At 61.0% G+C, this 15,853-nt stretch carries 14 protein-coding genes, 3 tRNA genes and 1 pseudogene; 3 read left to right on the top strand and 15 right to left on the bottom strand.

Annotated features, from left to right (window positions below):
* Nucleotides 1-58: 58 nt before the first annotated feature.
* The 3 genes from aceE to ACS92L_RS07780 all read right to left on the bottom strand — a co-directional run bounded on the left by aceE (nt 59) and on the right by ACS92L_RS07780 (nt 4,249).
* Nucleotides 59-2,740 (bottom strand): pyruvate dehydrogenase (acetyl-transferring), homodimeric type, encoded by a 2,682-nt coding sequence (gene aceE / locus ACS92L_RS07770; RefSeq protein WP_438768238.1) that lies wholly within the window; start codon nt 2,738-2,740, stop codon nt 59-61.
* A gap of 415 nt (nt 2,741-3,155) precedes the next feature.
* Nucleotides 3,156-3,752: a 1,6-anhydro-N-acetylmuramyl-L-alanine amidase AmpD gene (gene ampD / locus ACS92L_RS07775; RefSeq protein WP_438768239.1), complete on the bottom strand. Its 597-nt coding sequence runs from the start codon at nt 3,750-3,752 to the stop codon at nt 3,156-3,158.
* Complete coding sequence (locus ACS92L_RS07780; protein WP_438768241.1) at nt 3,752-4,249, bottom strand: hypothetical protein; 498 nt, start codon at nt 4,247-4,249, stop codon at nt 3,752-3,754. The genes ampD and ACS92L_RS07780 overlap by 1 nt, the downstream gene beginning before the upstream one ends.
* Nucleotides 4,250-4,450: 201 nt before the next feature.
* Here ACS92L_RS07780 and tsaA point away from each other — a divergent pair, with 201 nt between their 5' ends.
* Nucleotides 4,451-5,164, top strand: a complete 714-nt coding sequence (gene tsaA / locus ACS92L_RS07785; RefSeq protein WP_438768242.1) for a tRNA (N6-threonylcarbamoyladenosine(37)-N6)-methyltransferase TrmO — start codon at nt 4,451-4,453, stop codon at nt 5,162-5,164.
* A gap of 44 nt (nt 5,165-5,208) precedes the next feature.
* Here tsaA and purC read toward each other — a convergent pair whose 3' ends face one another.
* The 4 genes from purC to dapA all read right to left on the bottom strand — a co-directional run bounded on the left by purC (nt 5,209) and on the right by dapA (nt 8,598).
* Nucleotides 5,209-5,934: a phosphoribosylaminoimidazolesuccinocarboxamide synthase gene (gene purC / locus ACS92L_RS07790; RefSeq protein ID WP_438768244.1), complete on the bottom strand. Its 726-nt coding sequence runs from the start codon at nt 5,932-5,934 to the stop codon at nt 5,209-5,211.
* An 89-nt stretch (nt 5,935-6,023) separates the two neighbouring features.
* Complete coding sequence (locus ACS92L_RS07795; protein WP_438768245.1) at nt 6,024-6,785, bottom strand: MBL fold metallo-hydrolase; 762 nt, start codon at nt 6,783-6,785, stop codon at nt 6,024-6,026.
* A complete protein-coding gene (bamC, locus tag ACS92L_RS07800; RefSeq protein WP_438768247.1) occupies nt 6,785-7,717 on the bottom strand; it encodes an outer membrane protein assembly factor BamC in 933 nt (310 codons plus the stop codon). The genes ACS92L_RS07795 and bamC overlap by 1 nt, the downstream gene beginning before the upstream one ends.
* Nucleotides 7,714-8,598: a 4-hydroxy-tetrahydrodipicolinate synthase gene (gene dapA / locus ACS92L_RS07805; RefSeq protein WP_438768249.1), complete on the bottom strand. Its 885-nt coding sequence runs from the start codon at nt 8,596-8,598 to the stop codon at nt 7,714-7,716. The genes bamC and dapA overlap by 4 nt, the downstream gene beginning before the upstream one ends.
* A gap of 311 nt (nt 8,599-8,909) precedes the next feature.
* On the opposite strand from dapA, the gene ACS92L_RS07810 reads away from it, so the two are divergent.
* The gene (locus ACS92L_RS07810) at nt 8,910-9,386 is read left to right on the top strand and encodes a peroxiredoxin (protein ID WP_438768251.1); all 477 of its coding nucleotides are present in this window, start codon (nt 8,910-8,912) and stop codon (nt 9,384-9,386) included.
* A gap of 37 nt (nt 9,387-9,423) precedes the next feature.
* Here ACS92L_RS07810 and ACS92L_RS07815 read toward each other — a convergent pair whose 3' ends face one another.
* Nucleotides 9,424-10,533, bottom strand: coding sequence for an AI-2E family transporter (locus ACS92L_RS07815; RefSeq protein WP_438768253.1), 1,110 nt, complete (start codon nt 10,531-10,533; stop codon nt 9,424-9,426).
* A gap of 42 nt (nt 10,534-10,575) precedes the next feature.
* Entirely contained in the window at nt 10,576-10,842 is a 267-nt protein-coding gene (locus tag ACS92L_RS07820; protein ID WP_438768254.1) for a sulfurtransferase TusA family protein, read from the bottom strand.
* 136 nt (nt 10,843-10,978) lie between these two features.
* Between ACS92L_RS07820 and ACS92L_RS07825 the strand changes: the two genes are divergently transcribed.
* On the top strand, nt 10,979-12,430 hold the full coding sequence (locus ACS92L_RS07825; RefSeq protein ID WP_438768256.1) for a M48 family metalloprotease: 1,452 nt from the start codon (nt 10,979-10,981) through the stop codon (nt 12,428-12,430).
* A 78-nt stretch (nt 12,431-12,508) separates the two neighbouring features.
* Here the strand turns inward: ACS92L_RS07825 and ACS92L_RS07830 are convergent.
* From ACS92L_RS07830 to ACS92L_RS07855, 6 genes and pseudogenes are all read right to left on the bottom strand, one after another.
* Nucleotides 12,509-12,583, bottom strand: a tRNA-Lys gene (locus ACS92L_RS07830).
* Nucleotides 12,584-12,629: 46 nt separating this feature from the next.
* Nucleotides 12,630-12,704 (bottom strand) — tRNA-Lys (locus tag ACS92L_RS07835).
* A 46-nt stretch (nt 12,705-12,750) separates the two neighbouring features.
* Nucleotides 12,751-12,825 (bottom strand) — tRNA-Lys (locus ACS92L_RS07840).
* Nucleotides 12,826-13,176: 351 nt separating this feature from the next.
* Nucleotides 13,177-14,013: pseudogene (gene rluB / locus ACS92L_RS07845) on the bottom strand (23S rRNA pseudouridine(2605) synthase RluB); the annotation flags it as partial.
* Between the two features lie 10 nt (nt 14,014-14,023).
* On the bottom strand, nt 14,024-14,935 hold the full coding sequence (gene scpB / locus ACS92L_RS07850; protein ID WP_438768258.1) for an SMC-Scp complex subunit ScpB: 912 nt from the start codon (nt 14,933-14,935) through the stop codon (nt 14,024-14,026).
* A complete protein-coding gene (locus ACS92L_RS07855) occupies nt 14,932-15,819 on the bottom strand; it encodes a segregation and condensation protein A (RefSeq protein ID WP_438768259.1) in 888 nt (295 codons plus the stop codon). The genes scpB and ACS92L_RS07855 overlap by 4 nt, the downstream gene beginning before the upstream one ends.
* Nucleotides 15,820-15,853 lie beyond the last annotated feature (34 nt).

Genomic DNA, 15,853 nt, shown 5'->3' on the forward strand with positions numbered 1-15,853 from the left:
TTGCCGGGGCCGGGCAAGCCTCTGGCTCACCCGGCGGCACTATTGTGAGACAGGCGCCTCAGCTCACCAGCGGATTGGGTTTGCCGGGGTCGATGTCGTATTTTTTCATCGCGTCACTGACGGTTTTGGCATCGATCTCGCCACGATTGGCCAGCGCGCGCAGCGCCAGTACGGTGACAAAATAGCGATCGACTTCGAAGAAACGACGCAGATGTTCACGCGTGTCCGAGCGGCCGAAACCATCGGTGCCCAGAACGTGGAAGTCGGTCGGTACCCACGCACGCACCTGATCAGCATAAAGCTTCATGTAGTCCGTGGAGGCGATGACCGGCCCGTCGCGCCCTTCCAGGCAGCTCGTGACCCAGGGCTTTTGCTGCTCGCCTTCAGGGTTGAGGAACTGCTGACGGTCATACTCCAGCGCTTCGCGACGCAGCTCGTTGAAGCTGGTCACGCTCCAGACATCGGCGGTCACGCCAAAGTCATCACGCAGGAGCTCGGCGGCCGCTTCCACTTCGCGCAGGATCGTACCGCTGCCCAGAAGCTGTACGCGCGGCTGCTTCTTGTCGCTCTCGCCTTCCTGAAGCAGATACATGCCGCGAACGATGCCTTCCTCGCTGCCTTCCGGCATTTCGGGATGGACATAGTTTTCGTTCATGACCGTCAGGTAATAGAAGCAGCTTTCGCGGTCCTGATACATGCGCTTGAGACCGTCCTGCATAATCACGGCCAGCTCGTGGCCATAGCAGGGGTCATAGGCGCGGCAGTTGGGGACCGTGGACATCAGGATATGGCTGTGCCCGTCCTGGTGCTGCAGACCTTCACCGTTGATGGTGGTTCGCCCGGCGGTACCGCCGACCATGAAACCACGGGCCTGCAGATCACCGGCTGCCCAGACCAGATCACCCACGCGCTGGTAGCCGAACATCGAGTAGTAGATGTAAAACGGCAACAGCGGGACGTGATGGTTGGCATAGGAGGTGGCCGCCGCAATCCAGGCGGCCATGGAGCCTGCCTCGTTGATGCCTTCCTCGAGAATCTGACCCTTTTGATCCTCGCGGTAGTACATGATCTGGCCGGTATCCATCGGCTCGTATTTCTGACCTTCGGCGGCGTAGATACCGATCTGGCGGAACATGCCTTCCATGCCGAACGTGCGCGCCTCATCGGGAATGATGGGCACCACCTGCTGACCGAACTGCTTGTTTTTTACCAAACCGTTGAGCACACGCACAAACGACATGGTCGTGGAGACTTCACGATCTCCCGAACCCTTGGTCTGGGACGAGAACATCTTGTCATCCAGCCCCGGAATCTCGATGGGCTCGAAATCGTTTTTACGCGCCGGCAGATAGCCGCCCAGCTGCTTGCGCCTTTGATGCAGATAGCGCATCTCTGGGCTGTCGTCATCGGGCTTGTAGTAGGGCATGCCTTCTTCAAGCTGCTTGTCGGAGACCGGGATACCGAAACGGTCGCGCATGACCTTGAGCGCGTCGTTTTCCATCGACTTGATCTGGTGGGCTTCCATGTCGGCCTCACCGCTGCCGCCGCCCATGCCGTAGCCCTTGACGGTATGCGCCAGAACGACGGTCGGCCGACCGTTGGCGTTGTTGGTCGCCTCATGGTAGGCCGCATACATCTTCTGCGGGTCATGACCACCGCGATTGAGGCGATAGATGTCCTCATCGGAGTAGTCCTTGACCATTTCGGTGGTTTCCGGGTACTTGCCGAAGAAGTTCTCGCGTGTATAGGCGCCGCCACGGGCCTTGAAGTTCTGATACTCGCCGTCGACCGCCTCATCCATGCGCTTTTGCATGATGCCCTTGCTGTCCTGCTCGAACAGCGGGTCCCACAGGCCACCCCAGACCACCTTGATGACGTTCCAGCCGGCACCACGGAACATGCCTTCCAGCTCGTCCATGATACGGCCGTTACCGCGGACCGGGCCGTCCAGACGCTGCAGGTTGCAGTTGATGACGAAAATCAGGTTGTCGAGCTTTTCACGGCTGGCCAGGTGCAGGGCACCCAGTGATTCCGGCTCGTCGCACTCGCCGTCGCCCAGAAAGGCCCAGACCTTGCGATCGCCCATGTCCGCCAGCCCACGCGCGTTCATGTACTTCATGACGTGCGCCTGATAGATGGCCTGAATCGGCCCCAGTCCCATCGACACGGTCGGGAACTGCCAGTAGTCCGGCATCAGGTAGGGGTGGGGATAGGAAGAGAGACCTTCAGCCACGGCTTCCTGACGAAAGGTATCCAGCTGTTCTTCGGTCAGACGCCCTTCGAGAAAGGAGCGGGCATAGATACCGGGCGTCACGTGGCCCTGTATGTAGACCAGATCGCCTTTTTGCTCATCGCTGTCGGCACGAAAGAAATGGTTGAAACCGACTTCATAAAGCACGGCGCAGGACATGTAGCTGGCCAGGTGGCCGCCCAGTCCCTTGTGCTTTTTGTTGGTGCGGATGACCTGCGCCACGCTGTTCCAGCGGATCGCGGAGCGAATCTTGCGCTCCATGAACATGTCGCCGGGCAGTTTGGCTTCGCGATGAACGGGGATGGTATTGCGGTGGGGCGTGTTCACGGAGAACGGCGGCAGCTTGCCATCACGGCGCAAGCGATCAGCCAGACGGCTCAGGATATATTGAGCACGATCCTCACCTTCACGATCCACTACCGATGTCAGGGCTTCCAACCACTCCCTTGTCTCGATCGGATCGTGATCTTCTCTTGCCTCCAGACTCATAGACGTCTCTCCGAATGAAGATAAGTTGTCAGCGGGCCCTTTTGGAGCCTCTGGCGCTTTTCAAGGCGGGATAGGCACCCGATGTTTACAGGGGCCATGGTTTCCGGATACGTCAAGCGATGGCATCGGACGTGCAGTCATCGGCGCGGATAGCCATAAGGACACTGCAACGGATTCCGACTCGTTAGCCATCAACGAAACAGGCAACACTCGAACATGGGCGCTCTGATTGGACGACGAAGATACCGCAAACATGAAGTCATGCCAATTAACCTCTCCGGACGCGCCGGCCGTGGCACAAGCCGCAGCGATGCTCCCGGGGAAAGTGCGCCCGTGCTTTTGCACCTGTCACGACAGACAGGCGGCAAATCCCAAGCCAGAATAGTCACCTCCCCGCGCGTGAGCCAGTGCCCTGTCAGGTACTTTGCCGGGCACGACGTTGTGTCATGAGCCTTGAAAGATACTGATGGTCAAAACTCGGCCCGGGATCGGTCTTTCGAAGCGGTGCTACCTGCTCGTGGGTCACCGTCTCGCCGGCATCAATATCGGGATAGTGGCCTTCCAGCGCTGTCAGCGCGTCTGCCAGGTGTTGATACTGTGCATGGGTGAAGGCGCGCCCGTCGCCTTCAAGTTCGATGCCGATGGTGAAGTCGTTGAGTGCCTGTCGACCCTGCCAGCGGGAGCGGCCGGCATGCCAGGCGCGCCGATTAAAGGGCACAAACTGAACGCAGCTGCCATCACGGCGAATCAACAGATGCGCCGAGACTCGAAGCCCGCGAATCGACTGGAAAAAGGGATGCGCGTCCCAGTCCAGTCGATTGGTGAAAAGTGCTTCGATATCATCGCCCCCGAAATGGCCCGGCGGCAGACTGATCGAATGCAACACGATCCGGGATATCTCATCGGCGGGGCGCACATCGGCGTTGGGCGAGACCACCTGTCGAGCGCTTGCCAGGCGATGATCAACGATCATGGCATTGTTCCCCTCAAGGCTGTCACGACGCAGGGCCATCAAACGCCCCGGGCAGAGGAGTGAGATACCCGAGCGGTATCACAGCGGGCATGAAACCCATGAAGGAACTGCGCCCGGTCGCGCTTTGACAACAGCCCGATCGGCACCAGGTGTGGCTTGCGCGCCTGGTGCAGGCGAAGCCTGATGCCGCTGCCGCCCACCTTTTCAACATCCGCTATATCGCAAAAATTCAGCGTCACCATGTGGGGCTTCCAGGCAGGCCCGCCGATATAGCGCACGCACTGTGCCTCCAGCCTGAGCACGGGAGACAGGCGCCGGCGCACGGCCAGGTTATTGCCGACCATCAACCCCCAGGCAATCAGCGCAAGGCCGATGGCCCCCACCGGCCAGTAGCGCCCCGTCTGCCAGGCATGCACCAGCAGGGTAATCCCCCCTGCCACCGAGAAGGCAAAGGCCACCCCCAAAAGCGTGGTATTGATTCTCTTTTCGGTGAAAAGCATCGGCGCACCAGAAGCGTCGCCGTTGAAATCCGTCATGATCGTTTATCCTTGCCTCAATGCCTGCACACTTGCACCGGGTCGGCGGTGTCGATGCCGATTGGACATCGCAACGGCGCCGTTGATCCCTGCCGCCGCGGCGCATCCGTCATGGCCATCGCGCAGGATGTCGTGGGCACGACCAGATGGCATAATCAAATCATGACAACACATGACACACCCTCTTCCGCCGGGCCCTCGATGACTCTGGATATCATCGGCACCATCGAAAGCTGCTACCCGGACAAGTTCGGTATTCCACGCCAGCCGGGACTGGCCCCCAGCGCCACGGCCACGCTCCGGTTCAACGCCCCGTTTGACCACCCCGACGGCGTCCGCGGGCTCGAGCAGTTCAGCCACCTGTGGATCAGCTTTGTATTCCACCAGAGCCCCGCGCGCTGGACATCGCTGGTGCGCCCACCGCGGCTGGGGGGCAATGCTCGAATTGGCGTTTTTGCTTCACGCTCGACCCATCGCCCCAACCGGCTGGGCCTGTCGCTGGTCGAGCTGGTCGGCATCGAATACGACCCCGCGCCGATTCTGATACTGCGCGGCCACGATCTGGTCGATGCCACACCGGTGGTGGATATCAAGCCCTACCTGCCCTGGGCGGACAGTGCGGAAAACGCCAGAGCCGGCTTTGCCCCCGAACCGCCGCCACGACTCGACGTTCGATTAAGCGACGAGTGTCAGCAGACGTTGAGCGCGCGTCCTGACGGGGAAAGCCTTGGCCTTCTGATCCGTGAAGTGCTGTCGCAGGACCCGCGCCCGGCCTATCGCCGACACAAGCGCGATGAGCGTGGCTATGGTGTGCGCCTTCATGACCTGGACGTCCAGTTTCATATCGAGACAGACGAACATCCCGGGGCCCATGAGAGCGTGATCGTGGTCGACAGACTCATCCGAATGACCTGACCGGCCGGCGACAACGCATTGTCGCCGACCCGTTTCGATCCTGGTCAGTCGATGGCCTGATCAAAATCGATACCGATGCGACGGCCGACCTCTTCATAGGCCTCGATCACACCGCCCAGCCCCTGACGGAAACGGTCCTTGTCCATCTTCTCGCGGGTATTGGCATCCCACAGACGACAGCCGTCGGGCGAAAACTCATCGCCCAGCATCACTTCACCGTGGAACAGGCCGAATTCGAGCTTGTAATCCACCAGCAGCAGATCACCCTTGAGAAAGAGTTTCTGCAGAATTTCATTGATCTGAAAGGTCAGCTCGCGCGCACGGACCAGATGTTCACGCCGCGCCCAGCCAAAGGTTTCGGCCAGCGACTCGTTGATCATCGGGTCGCCCTTCTCATCGTTTTTGAGAAAGAGCTCAAAGGTCGGTGGCTCAAGCGCGATGCCTTCTTCCACACCAAGACGACGACACAGCCCGCCCGCGGCGATGTTTCGCACCACGCACTCTACCGGCATCATGGTCAGGCGCTTGACCTCACACTCGGTGTCCGAGCGCAGACGCTCGAAATGCACCGGAATACCGGCCTCTTTCAAAGCGTTCATGATAAAGGCATTGAAGCGGTTGTTGACGCGCCCCTTGCGCTCGAGCTGCTCGACCTTCTTGCCGTCAAAGGCGCTGGTGTCGTCACGAAACTCAAGGATCAGATAATCGGGATTATCGGTTTCAAACACGGACTTGGCCTTGCCCGCATAAAGTTCCTGGCGTTTTTCCACGAAAGTCTCCGGCAGGGAATCACAGTGTGATGGGAAAGAAATGGGTTGAGGCCGGGCCTGTGTCACGGCCCGTCCGTCATGCTGGCGCCTTAGCTGACCGACTGCCAGTCAACGGTACGCTCCTGGCGTGCAATGACCAGGCGCGATTCATCATCGTCCAGCAGGGGCCTTATCGCATCGAAGGCAAGCTCGGGCAGATTATTCTTTTCCGACAGATGCGACGCAACCAGTCGCTGCAGCCGGTCGGTGCCAAGTGTTTGCAAAAGCGCGGCGGCCTGGCGATTGGACAGATGCCCCAGTCGGCCACTGACGCGACGCTTGAGACTCGGCGGATAGGGGCCGTTGGCCAGCATCCGTGCATCATGATTGCATTCGATAAAAAGCGCGTCGCACTGCTGATATCGCTTGATCACATGCGGTGTGACCATGCCCAGATCGGTGAGAAGCCCGAGACGACAGACGCCGGCCTGAATCACGTACTGCACCGGCTCGCGCGCATCGTGCGGCACGGTGACCGGCGTGATATCAAGATCACCGATGCTCCAGGTCTCCTCCGGCGTCACCAGAACGACATTAATGGCAGGATCAGGCTGGAGTGACAGCCAGCTTCCCACCGTCATGTAGATCGTCAGGCCAAACCGGCGCGCCAGGGCAAACACACCACGCACGTGATCGATATGCTCATGTGTCACAAGGATACCGGCCAGCGTGGCCGGATCCATGTGAAGTGTCTGCATGCGCCTGACGGCCTCGCGAATCCCAAAGCCGCAGTCCACCAGTATCGTGGTGTCGGCACTGCTGACCAGAGTGGCATTGCCGCGACTGCCGCTACCCAGCGATGCAAACTGCATCAGCGCAGAATCGAGGCCACACCATCAAGCAGGTCATGGGCCCTCTGCTGATCGACCGGATTACCGGCACTGTCGGTCACGCTGACGTAGGTGGCGTTGTCGGCAGGCGATACATGCAGCAGGTACTGCTGCGTTTCGTCGCTGCTGCCGCGGAAGGGAATCCAGCTGCCCTCGCCCTTGACCGTGTACGCCACGGTAAAGACACGCTCGCTGCGATTTTGATCAATCAAACGACGCTGGGGCGTCTCGTAGTTGTTCTCCAGCTGCCAGGCAAGCTCTGCCCAGGCCCGCGGGAAATCGAGTGCCAGCGCCAGACGCCAGTTGTCGTCGCGACTCTCCAGACGCACCCGGTCGTTGCGTGACAGGTTCTGGGCCACCAGCGACACACCGCTTTCCGGCGCGCTGGAGGAGAGATACTGACTGACCTGACTCAAGCAGGCATCAACGCTCGCACCGCCCTGCTGGCAATAGACATCCGTGGTGTTGTTACGAATGCCCTGGCGTACCGACAGCACGCCGCGGTCGGTCGTGATCTGCCCTGTATTGCCATCGATGTTTTGCACCTGATAGCCGTTGGCACGCACAAATTCCTGCAGCCGCGGCCAGACCGCGCCGGGGGCGGCGCTCACAACCAGCCAGCGACTGCCGTCGGCCTCGCGAGGCTCGACAAAGCGCGTTTCGCGGTCACTGGTGGACAGGGTCTGCGGGCGGGGCGGCTCGTAACCATCACGGCTTCTGATGAAATCGTTGGTGGCCTGTGGAACCGGCATGGCATCCTGGTAGCGCGTCTGGTCGCGCGACGCCGGAAGCTCCAGCGGTCGCGTCATTTCCGCATCAGCGTATTCGCTGTTGCGATCATGATAATAGCCGCTGCCACAGCCGCCCAGCGCGAGCAGCAGTGGCGTTACCATCATCCAGCGTGTCCTGCTCATTGATCCATCACTCCAGCCAGCTGCAGCGCCTCGGCTACGGTGGATTGGTATTTATCGGAAAGCCAGGTCAACGGCAGACGAATGCCGGTTTCCATCAGGCCAAGCTCGTGCAGTGCCCACTTGACCGGAATCGGATTGGCCTCGATACCCAGCACCGAATGCAGCGGCATCAGTCGCGTATTAATCTGGTGAGCGCGATCATAGTCGCCGCTCATCGCGGCGGTACAAAGCTCGTGCATGGCATGAGGCGCCACGTTGGCCGATACGGAGATGGCGCCGTGACCGCCTGCCAGCATGAACTCGCAGGCCGTCGGATCGTCTCCGGAGTAAAGCGCAAAGTCGCGGCCCTTGAGACGCTCGATCAGCTCCTCGGCGCGCTCGAGATTGCCGGTGGCATCCTTGAGCCCCACGATGTTGTCGATCGCCGCCAGGCGCTGCGTGGTCTCATTGTAGAGATCCACCCCGGTCCGGCTGGGCACGTTATACAGGATGACGGGCAGGTCGCAGGCGTTGGCCACGGCCTTGAAGTGCTGATACAGCCCTTCCTGTGTCGGACGGTTGTAATAGGGCGTGACCGACAGGCAATAATCGGCACCTACCTCCCGGGCATAGCGGGCAAGCTCCACGGCTTCGGCCGTGGCGTTGGCGCCGGTGCCTGCAATGACCGGCACCCGGCCGTTGACCGTTTCCACGACCGTTCGAATCACATCAAAGTGTTCGGCAACGCTCATGGTGGTGGGCTCACCAGTGGTGCCGGCCGCCACAATGGCATCGGTGCCATGCTCGAGATGCCAGCTTACAAGATGCCTCAGGGCGTCCCAGTCGATGGCCCCATCGGCTTTCATGGGCGTCGCCAGAGCGACCATGCTGCCAGTGATCATCCCGCCAACCTCTTCCTTTGAATTCATTTGAAAGCGGCCGCATTGCGGCCGCCAGCACAGACCGGCGCCGATATCGCCTGCCTTCAGGACGAAACACTCGGGGTCGGTCATTACGCTGACGATGGTACTCGGCGCACCCCATGCTGTACAGACACTGCCGGGCAGGAAAACGCCCCGTGCATCCGCGCGGCTGATTTCATCCCCGGTCTCGGTTATTGTCACCCGACACGCTCACAGGGCGTCGCCTGTATTCTCCGGCGCCGTAATGGCCGGCAAGCGGCGGCGCCTTTTCACCCTCAGGGAGAATGTTCATGACCCTCACCATCGGTACCCCCGCCCCGGACATCACACTAGACGCCACCAGCGATACGGCCTTCAATCCTGCTGCCTTCAAAGGCGAACAGGTCGTGGTGTATTTCTATCCAAAGGACGCCACGCCCGGCTGTACGACCGAGGGGCAGGACTTTCGCGATCGCATGGACGCGTTCGAAAAGGCAGGCACGCGCGTGTTTGGCGTCTCGCGTGACTCACTGCGAAAACATGAAAACTTCCGCCAGAAGCAGGGCTTTCCCTTTGAGCTGGTCAGCGACCCTGAAGAAACCCTGTGTCGCGCCTTTGATGTCATCAAGCTCAAAAAGCTTTATGGCAAGGAGCACGAAGGCATCGAGCGCAGCACGTTCCTGATCGACCGGGAGGGCAACATTGCTGCGCAGTGGCGCGGGGTCAAGGTGGCAGGTCATGTCGACGAGGTGCTGGCCATGGCCCAGACACTCAGCGCCGACCGGTAATGAATGACGGCCCTGTCACCGACAGGGCCGTGACGCCTCATTTGGCGGTGGCGGCACCTTCAGCAGCAGTAGCGCCCTCCTTTCGCAGCGCACTGGCCCCGCGCGGCCAGGCAAACATCAGCGACTTGATCAGCGTGGCCAGCGGAATGGCGAAAAAGATGCCCCAGAAGCCCCAGATGCCGCCAAAAAACAAAACGGCAAGAATGATCGCCACCGGATGCAGATTGACCACCTCTGAAAACAAAAGGGTCACCAGCACGTTGCCATCCAGCGCCTGGATAATGGCATAGGCCAGCAGGACGTAGACAAACTGCTCATCGAATCCGAAATGAAGACCGGCAGACGCCGCCACCGGCAGCGTGGCCGCCGCCGCACCGATGTAGGGCACCAGCACGGAAAGCCCCACCACGATCCCTAAAAGCACCGCATAGGGCAGGCCCAGTGCCCAGAAGGTGAAAAACGACACCACCCCGACAATCATGATCTCGATGAACTTGCCGCGAATGAAGTTGGCAATCTGGGTGTCCATTTCACACCACACCCGCGTCATCAGCTTGCGCTTTTTGGGTAGAAGCGACAGGAAAAAGCCGATCAGTCGCTCCCGGTCCTTGAGCATGAAAAAGACCAGAATCGGCACCAGTACCAGATAGATGATCACACTCAGCACTCCGGCCAGCGAACTCAGCGACAGGCTGACCACGCGTCGTCCCAGCTGGGTCGCCTCCTGGCTTGCCGTATTGATCAGATGCTGCACCTGATCAGGCGTGACGATACTGGGATAGCGGGCCTGAAGCTCATCGAGCAGCGCCTGACTGCGATACAACACGGCAGGCAGCCCCTGCACCAGGCGCGCGAACTGATCCCAGACCATCGGAAAGATGATCAGGGCAAAAAACAGCATCGCCCCGACAAACATCAAAAGCACCAGGCACACGGCCGGCAGCCGCGACAACCCCAGTCGCTCGAGCCAGCGCACCACGCCCTGCAGCAAAAAGGCAAAGACCAGCGCGGTCAGAAACGGGGCCAGCATGCCGCCGAAAAAGATGATGATGGCAAAGCCCAGCACCAGCAGCGCGCCCAGCGTCACCGCCTCCTCATCGGAGAGGTAGCGCTCGATGAAATGATTCCAGAGATTTCTGAAGGTCATTGGATTATTGACACCTTGAGGATAAACCGGCCGACGCAGACCTCAGCGCCCCTTGATCAGTACATAGTGGTAAACATCCGCCTCCTGACGGCGCCCTGCCAGTTCGTGGGCGCCGTGGGCGGCAAGACTTTCGAAATCACGCCATGATCCCGGGTCGGTGCAGATCACATGCAGATGCTGGCCGGCTTCCAGCGCGGCCAGCGCCTGGCGCGCCTTTAAAAGCGGCATCGGGCAGGCAAGCCCGGAAGCATCCAGCACCCTGTCGGCGCCACGCTCCAATTGCCGGATGTCCTCAATATTTTCCAACACCTCTGGCTCCCCTGCTGGTTGTAATCGGCACGATTTAAAGGCAACTTGATGCAACCGGCAACCTCTGCTGCCTGTGCCCGTCGGACAGCAGCGCTTTGGCCCTTTCATGTCTCAATGACCATCCGGTAAGCATGTCATGCCCAGGCATACGCGTTTTCGCTGCATTATTACAGCTGCCCTGCTGCTTGGCACGATGACCGTGCCCATGACAGCCCCGGCCAGCCAGCTTCCCACCCTGGGCGATGCCGCCGGGAACTACAGCAGCCAGGAAGAATTTCGCCTCGGGCGCGCCTGGCTTCGCGAGTTTCGCGGCCACGTCGGACAATGGCGTGACCCCATTACACAGAGCTACCTTGAATCGCTGGTGGCCCGGCTGTTGCCCAACAGTCAGCTTGGCGATGTCACCCCCATTGTCACCCTGGTCTCGAGCCGCACACTCAATGCTTTCGCCGTCCCGGGCGGCGTGATCGGCATCAATACCGGACTTTTTGCCTACGCCCCCGACCAGGACGCCTTCGCCTCGGTGCTGGCGCATGAAATGGGCCATCTGTCACAGCATCACTTTGCCCGCGAAATGGCGCGCAGCGAGCGCGCCCAGCTGCCCACCATGGCTGCCATGCTGGCCAGCATGGTCGTAGCGGCCGGCGGTGGCGGCAGCGTGGGTGTGGCCGCCATGGCCGGCACCCAGGCCGCTGCCATGCAAAGCCAGCTGAGCTACTCGCGCCGCTATGAACAGGAGGCTGATCGGGTGGGTCTTGAAGCCATGGCACGCTCCAACATGGACCCCATGGCCATGCCGCGCATGTTTGCCACCATGCAGCGGCTTTCAAGCATGCAGGGCAATACGCCGCCGGAATTTCTGCTGACCCACCCCATGACCGAGTCACGGCTGAGCAATACCACAAGCCTGGCCCAGCAATACCGCAGCGGCAACATCAGCGACCCGGGCCCGGAGTATGATCTGATCCGGGCGCGCGCCATGCTGGCGATGAACATGAGCGACCCCACCGCGGTGCGCACCCGCCTTGAGCAGGACAACGCCCACCCGATCGCCCTGCGCTATCTGGACGCGCTCAACGACAGCATCAACCAGCGCACCGACCAGGCACTGGCGGCCTTTGACCAGCTGGCACAGGAGGCGCCCGACGTTTTGATGCTGTCGGCCAGCGCCGCCGATGCGGCGCTGGATGCCGGCCGGCGCGAAGACGCCATTCGTCGCTGCGAGCGCATTCTGCGCCTGACGCCCGACTACTATCCGGCCCGGATCATCCAGGCCGAAGCGCAACTGGGCATCAACCCCTCGACGGCTTTTAGAAGCCTGCGCACTCTGGCCGACGCCCACGCCGAAGATCCGGATGTCTGGAACCTGCTCAGCGAAGCCGCCGGACGCAGCAATCGTAACGACTGGGGCCATCTGGCACTGGCCGAGCAGCTTCAGCTCAAAGGGGATATTGACGGCGGTCTGGAGCAGCTGGATCTGGCCGAGAAGGCGTCACAGCAAAATGGTGATTACACGCTGACCAGCCGTATTCGAGAGCGGCGCAAGGATTTCAACCAGTACCGGCAAACGCTCGAGAAATTTCGATAAACCGAGCAGGCCGGCTCTTGAGTGAAGGATGGACGCAAAAACGCCTCATCCCGGTTCAGGATGAGGCGTTTTCATAACTGGTGGGTCGTGTAGGATTCGAACCTACGACCAATTGGTTAAAAGCCAACTGCTCTACCACTGAGCTAACGACCCGGAAATCAGCCATCGAAGGTGAGGCTTGAAACAATGACAGGGCCTGTGGTGGGTCGTGTAGGATTCGAACCTACGACCAATTGGTTAAAAGCCAACTGCTCTACCACTGAGCTAACGACCCGACAATTCTGCCGACAATCACAAGCATGCCATTATTTCTGTCGAGATGGTGGGTCGTGTAGGATTCGAACCTACGACCAATTGGTTAAAAGCCAACTGCTCTACCACTGAGCTAACGACCCGCTCGACGGGCGCAAATACTACTTTGAAAGCATTCGCGATGCAAGCGCTATTGCACGCACCAGGCGTTAACGACGCCCACCGCCCTTTCGACCCTGGGGCGCACCCGCATTTCCCTTCTGCCCGCCGCCGCGACGCTCCTGAGCCTTGTCGCCACTGCCACTGCCGCGGCGCTCCTGGCCCCTGTCACCGGTGCTGGACGAGCGACGATTGCCGGCCGGCGCCGTGGAGCTCCAGTTTCCGCGGTCGCTGCGCTTTTCGTTGCGCTTTTCACGAGGCGTGATCGGACGCGCCTCCTCACGATCGCTGCGGCGCTGGCTGCCCTTTTCCTGTGTGGTTGTGGTGGAGCGCGCCGCTTCCGGCGATTTGACGCCGCGCACCGGACGACGCTTGTTCTTGTCGCGATTCCAGCGGTTTTTCTCATCAGGGGTCAGCGCCGGCACCTTGCGCTTTTCCAGTCCGGCAAGTTCGGAGAGATCATCCACTTCCTGCTGGTTCAGCTCGGTCCACTCGCCGGCGCGAGCGCGCTTGTCCAGAAACACGCTGCCGTAGCGCACGCGCTTGAGCCGGCTGACCGTCAACCCTTGGGATTCCCACAGCCTGCGCACTTCCCGGTTGCGTCCTTCCATGATGACCACATGGAACCAGGTGTTAATGCCTTCACCACCGAACTCCTGCACGTCGGTAAAGCGTGCCGGCCCGTCTTCAAGCATCACGCCCTCGACCATCGCCCGCACATGATCCATGGTGACCTCGCCCATGACGCGCACGGCGTATTCACGCTCGATTTCCATCGAGGGGTGCATCAGCCGATTGGCCAGCTCGCCATCGGTGGTAAAGAGCAGTAGACCGCTGGTATTAATATCGAGTCGGCCGATGGCAATCCAGCGCTCGCCGGACAGGCGCGGCAGGTGTTCGAACACCGTGCGACGGCCTTCCGGGTCACGGCGCGTGCAAAGCTCGCCTTCCGGTTTGTTGTACATGATGACGCGGCGCGAGGAGGCCTGACTCGACATCAGGGTAATCGGCCGATTATCAAAGGTGACCCGGGCCTCATCGGAGATGCGATCTCCCAGTTTGGCGGTCTCACCGTTGACATTGACACGCCCGGCGCCGATGGCGGCTTCCATCTCGCGTCGTGATCCCAGCCCGGCGCGGGCCAGTACTTTTTGCAGTTTTTCAGTATTCATCAGCGAAGTCTCAATCTTCTGGGTAACTGGTGTGTGTCGATCTCTCATCGAGCCCAGCATCCGGGCCGTCGCGGTCTGCGCTGTCGCGCACTCGCTCGGCCAGTCGTTGACCGATCTCATCAAGACTCGGACTCTGACGGGAAGGCGTCGGCGTCTCAATCGACGAGCGTTCGGATAGCGCCTGCTCACCGTCGGGCGAGTCGGCAGGCGCATCCGATGTATCGTTGCTGCCCTCATCGGCAGCGTTTTCGGTGGCGGTCGTGTCACTGGCGATCGTGTCGGTGGCAGTGCCATCATCACCGGGTGAGGCATTCTCCGTCTCGGTCGAAACGTCGGCGGCCTCCGCCGAGGCCGCGCTCTGCACCCCTGGCGTGAGCTGTTCCAGCCAGTCGACGGTTTCACCTTCCCTGACTGCACTCACCGGCGGCAGCTCATCCAGCGTGCGCAGCCCGAAATCATCCAGAAAGCCTCTGGTGGTGGCGTATACCGCCGGGCGCCCGGGCACATCACGATGCCCCACCACCCGCACCCAGCCACGCTCGACCAGGGTACGCATGATCGAGGCGCTGACCGAGACGCCACGCACCTCTTCGATATCGGCGCGCGTGACAGGCTGACGATAGGCGATCAGGGCCAGCGTCTCCAGCAGAGCGCGCGAGTAGCGCTGCGGACGCTCATCCCAGAGCCGGGAGACCCAGGGCGAGAGACCATCCCGCACGCGCAGCCGGAAGCCTGACGCCGTTTCCTCGAGTGCCAGCGCGCTCTGTCCAAGCCGCGCCTCCAGCGTTGTCAGCGCCTCTCGCAGCGTTCGACGGCCGGGTCGCTCGGTTTCGTCAAACACCGCTTCCAGGCGCTCCAGCGTCAGCGGCTCGCCGGCGGCCAGCAGCACGCCTTCAACAATCCGATCCAGCGGCGGCGTCATGCCCCACCTGCCGGTTCATCCGCTTCAAAGGGCTGCTCCTGCAGCGCGTCATCGTCGTCCTGCGACACCGTCTGCGCCCGAACATGGATGGGCGACAGCGGCGCGTTCTGTACGATCTCGATCAATCGCTCCTTGCTCAATTCAAGAATGGCCATAAAGGTCACCACGATGCCGGCCCTGCCCTCCTGCGGATCAAAAAGGTCCTCGAACGAGGTGAACTGCTCACCGTTGATGCGATCAAGAATGGCCATCATCCGCTCGCGGGTCGAGAGCACCTCCCGTGTAATCTGGTGCTCCTTTTTGAAATCGGCGCGCTGCATCAGATCCGACAGCGCCCCGAGAAGCTCCGAAAGCCCGACGTCCGGATGCTGCACGCGAGGCTCAAGCACTGGCAGCCCCGCTTCGGCCTGATACCAGTCACGCCCCTGGCGCGGCAGTTCATCGATGGCCTGAGCGGCCAGCTTGATCTGCTCATACTCCTGCAGGCGCCGCACCAGTGCCGCCGTCGGGTCCTCCTCGTCGTCTTCCTCGCTGGTCCGCGGTGGACGCGGCAGCAGCGTGCGCGATTTGATCTCGGCCAGCATCGCCGCCATCAGCAGATACTCGGCGGCCAGATCGATTCCGCTGACCTTCATGAGCTCCACGTATTCGATGTACTGGCGGGTCACGGCAGCCACATTGACGCCCAGAATGTCGAGATTCTGACGCCGGATCAGATACAACAGCAGATCCAGCGGGCCTTCAAAGGTTTCCAGAAAGACACGCAGCGCCTCCGGGGGGATATAAAGATCCTCCGGCATGTCATGCAAGGGCTCACCGCCGACCATGACGGCAGGTGCCGCCGCCTCGGCGGGCGGACTATGAAGATCACCGGACTGGGTCATGGCGTGCGACGTGAAGGCTCAAATGAAACGGGGC

The organism is Kushneria halocnemicola (assembly GCF_965650455.1).
In the GTDB taxonomy this organism is placed as follows: Bacteria; Pseudomonadota; Gammaproteobacteria; order Pseudomonadales; family Halomonadaceae; genus Kushneria.

Coding starts and splice junctions, on each gene's coding strand:
- tsaA (WP_438768242.1), top strand. CDS start 4,451: ATGACTCTGGATATCATCGGCACCATCGAAAGCTGCTACCCGGACAAG.
- ACS92L_RS07810 (WP_438768251.1), top strand. CDS start 8,910: ATGACCCTCACCATCGGTACCCCCGCCCCGGACATCACACTAGACGCC.
- ACS92L_RS07815 (WP_438768253.1), bottom strand. CDS start 10,533: ATGACCTTCAGAAATCTCTGGAATCATTTCATCGAGCGCTACCTCTCC.
- dapA (WP_438768249.1), bottom strand. CDS start 8,598: ATGATCACTGGCAGCATGGTCGCTCTGGCGACGCCCATGAAAGCCGAT.
- ACS92L_RS07855 (WP_438768259.1), bottom strand. CDS start 15,819: ATGACCCAGTCCGGTGATCTTCATAGTCCGCCCGCCGAGGCGGCGGCA.
- ACS92L_RS07780 (WP_438768241.1), bottom strand. CDS start 4,249: ATGACGGATTTCAACGGCGACGCTTCTGGTGCGCCGATGCTTTTCACC.
- ACS92L_RS07825 (WP_438768256.1), top strand. CDS start 10,979: ATGCCCAGGCATACGCGTTTTCGCTGCATTATTACAGCTGCCCTGCTG.
- ampD (WP_438768239.1), bottom strand. CDS start 3,752: ATGGCCCTGCGTCGTGACAGCCTTGAGGGGAACAATGCCATGATCGTT.
- ACS92L_RS07795 (WP_438768245.1), bottom strand. CDS start 6,785: ATGCAGTTTGCATCGCTGGGTAGCGGCAGTCGCGGCAATGCCACTCTG.
- bamC (WP_438768247.1), bottom strand. CDS start 7,717: ATGAGCAGGACACGCTGGATGATGGTAACGCCACTGCTGCTCGCGCTG.
- aceE (WP_438768238.1), bottom strand. CDS start 2,740: ATGAGTCTGGAGGCAAGAGAAGATCACGATCCGATCGAGACAAGGGAG.
- scpB (WP_438768258.1), bottom strand. CDS start 14,935: ATGACGCCGCCGCTGGATCGGATTGTTGAAGGCGTGCTGCTGGCCGCC.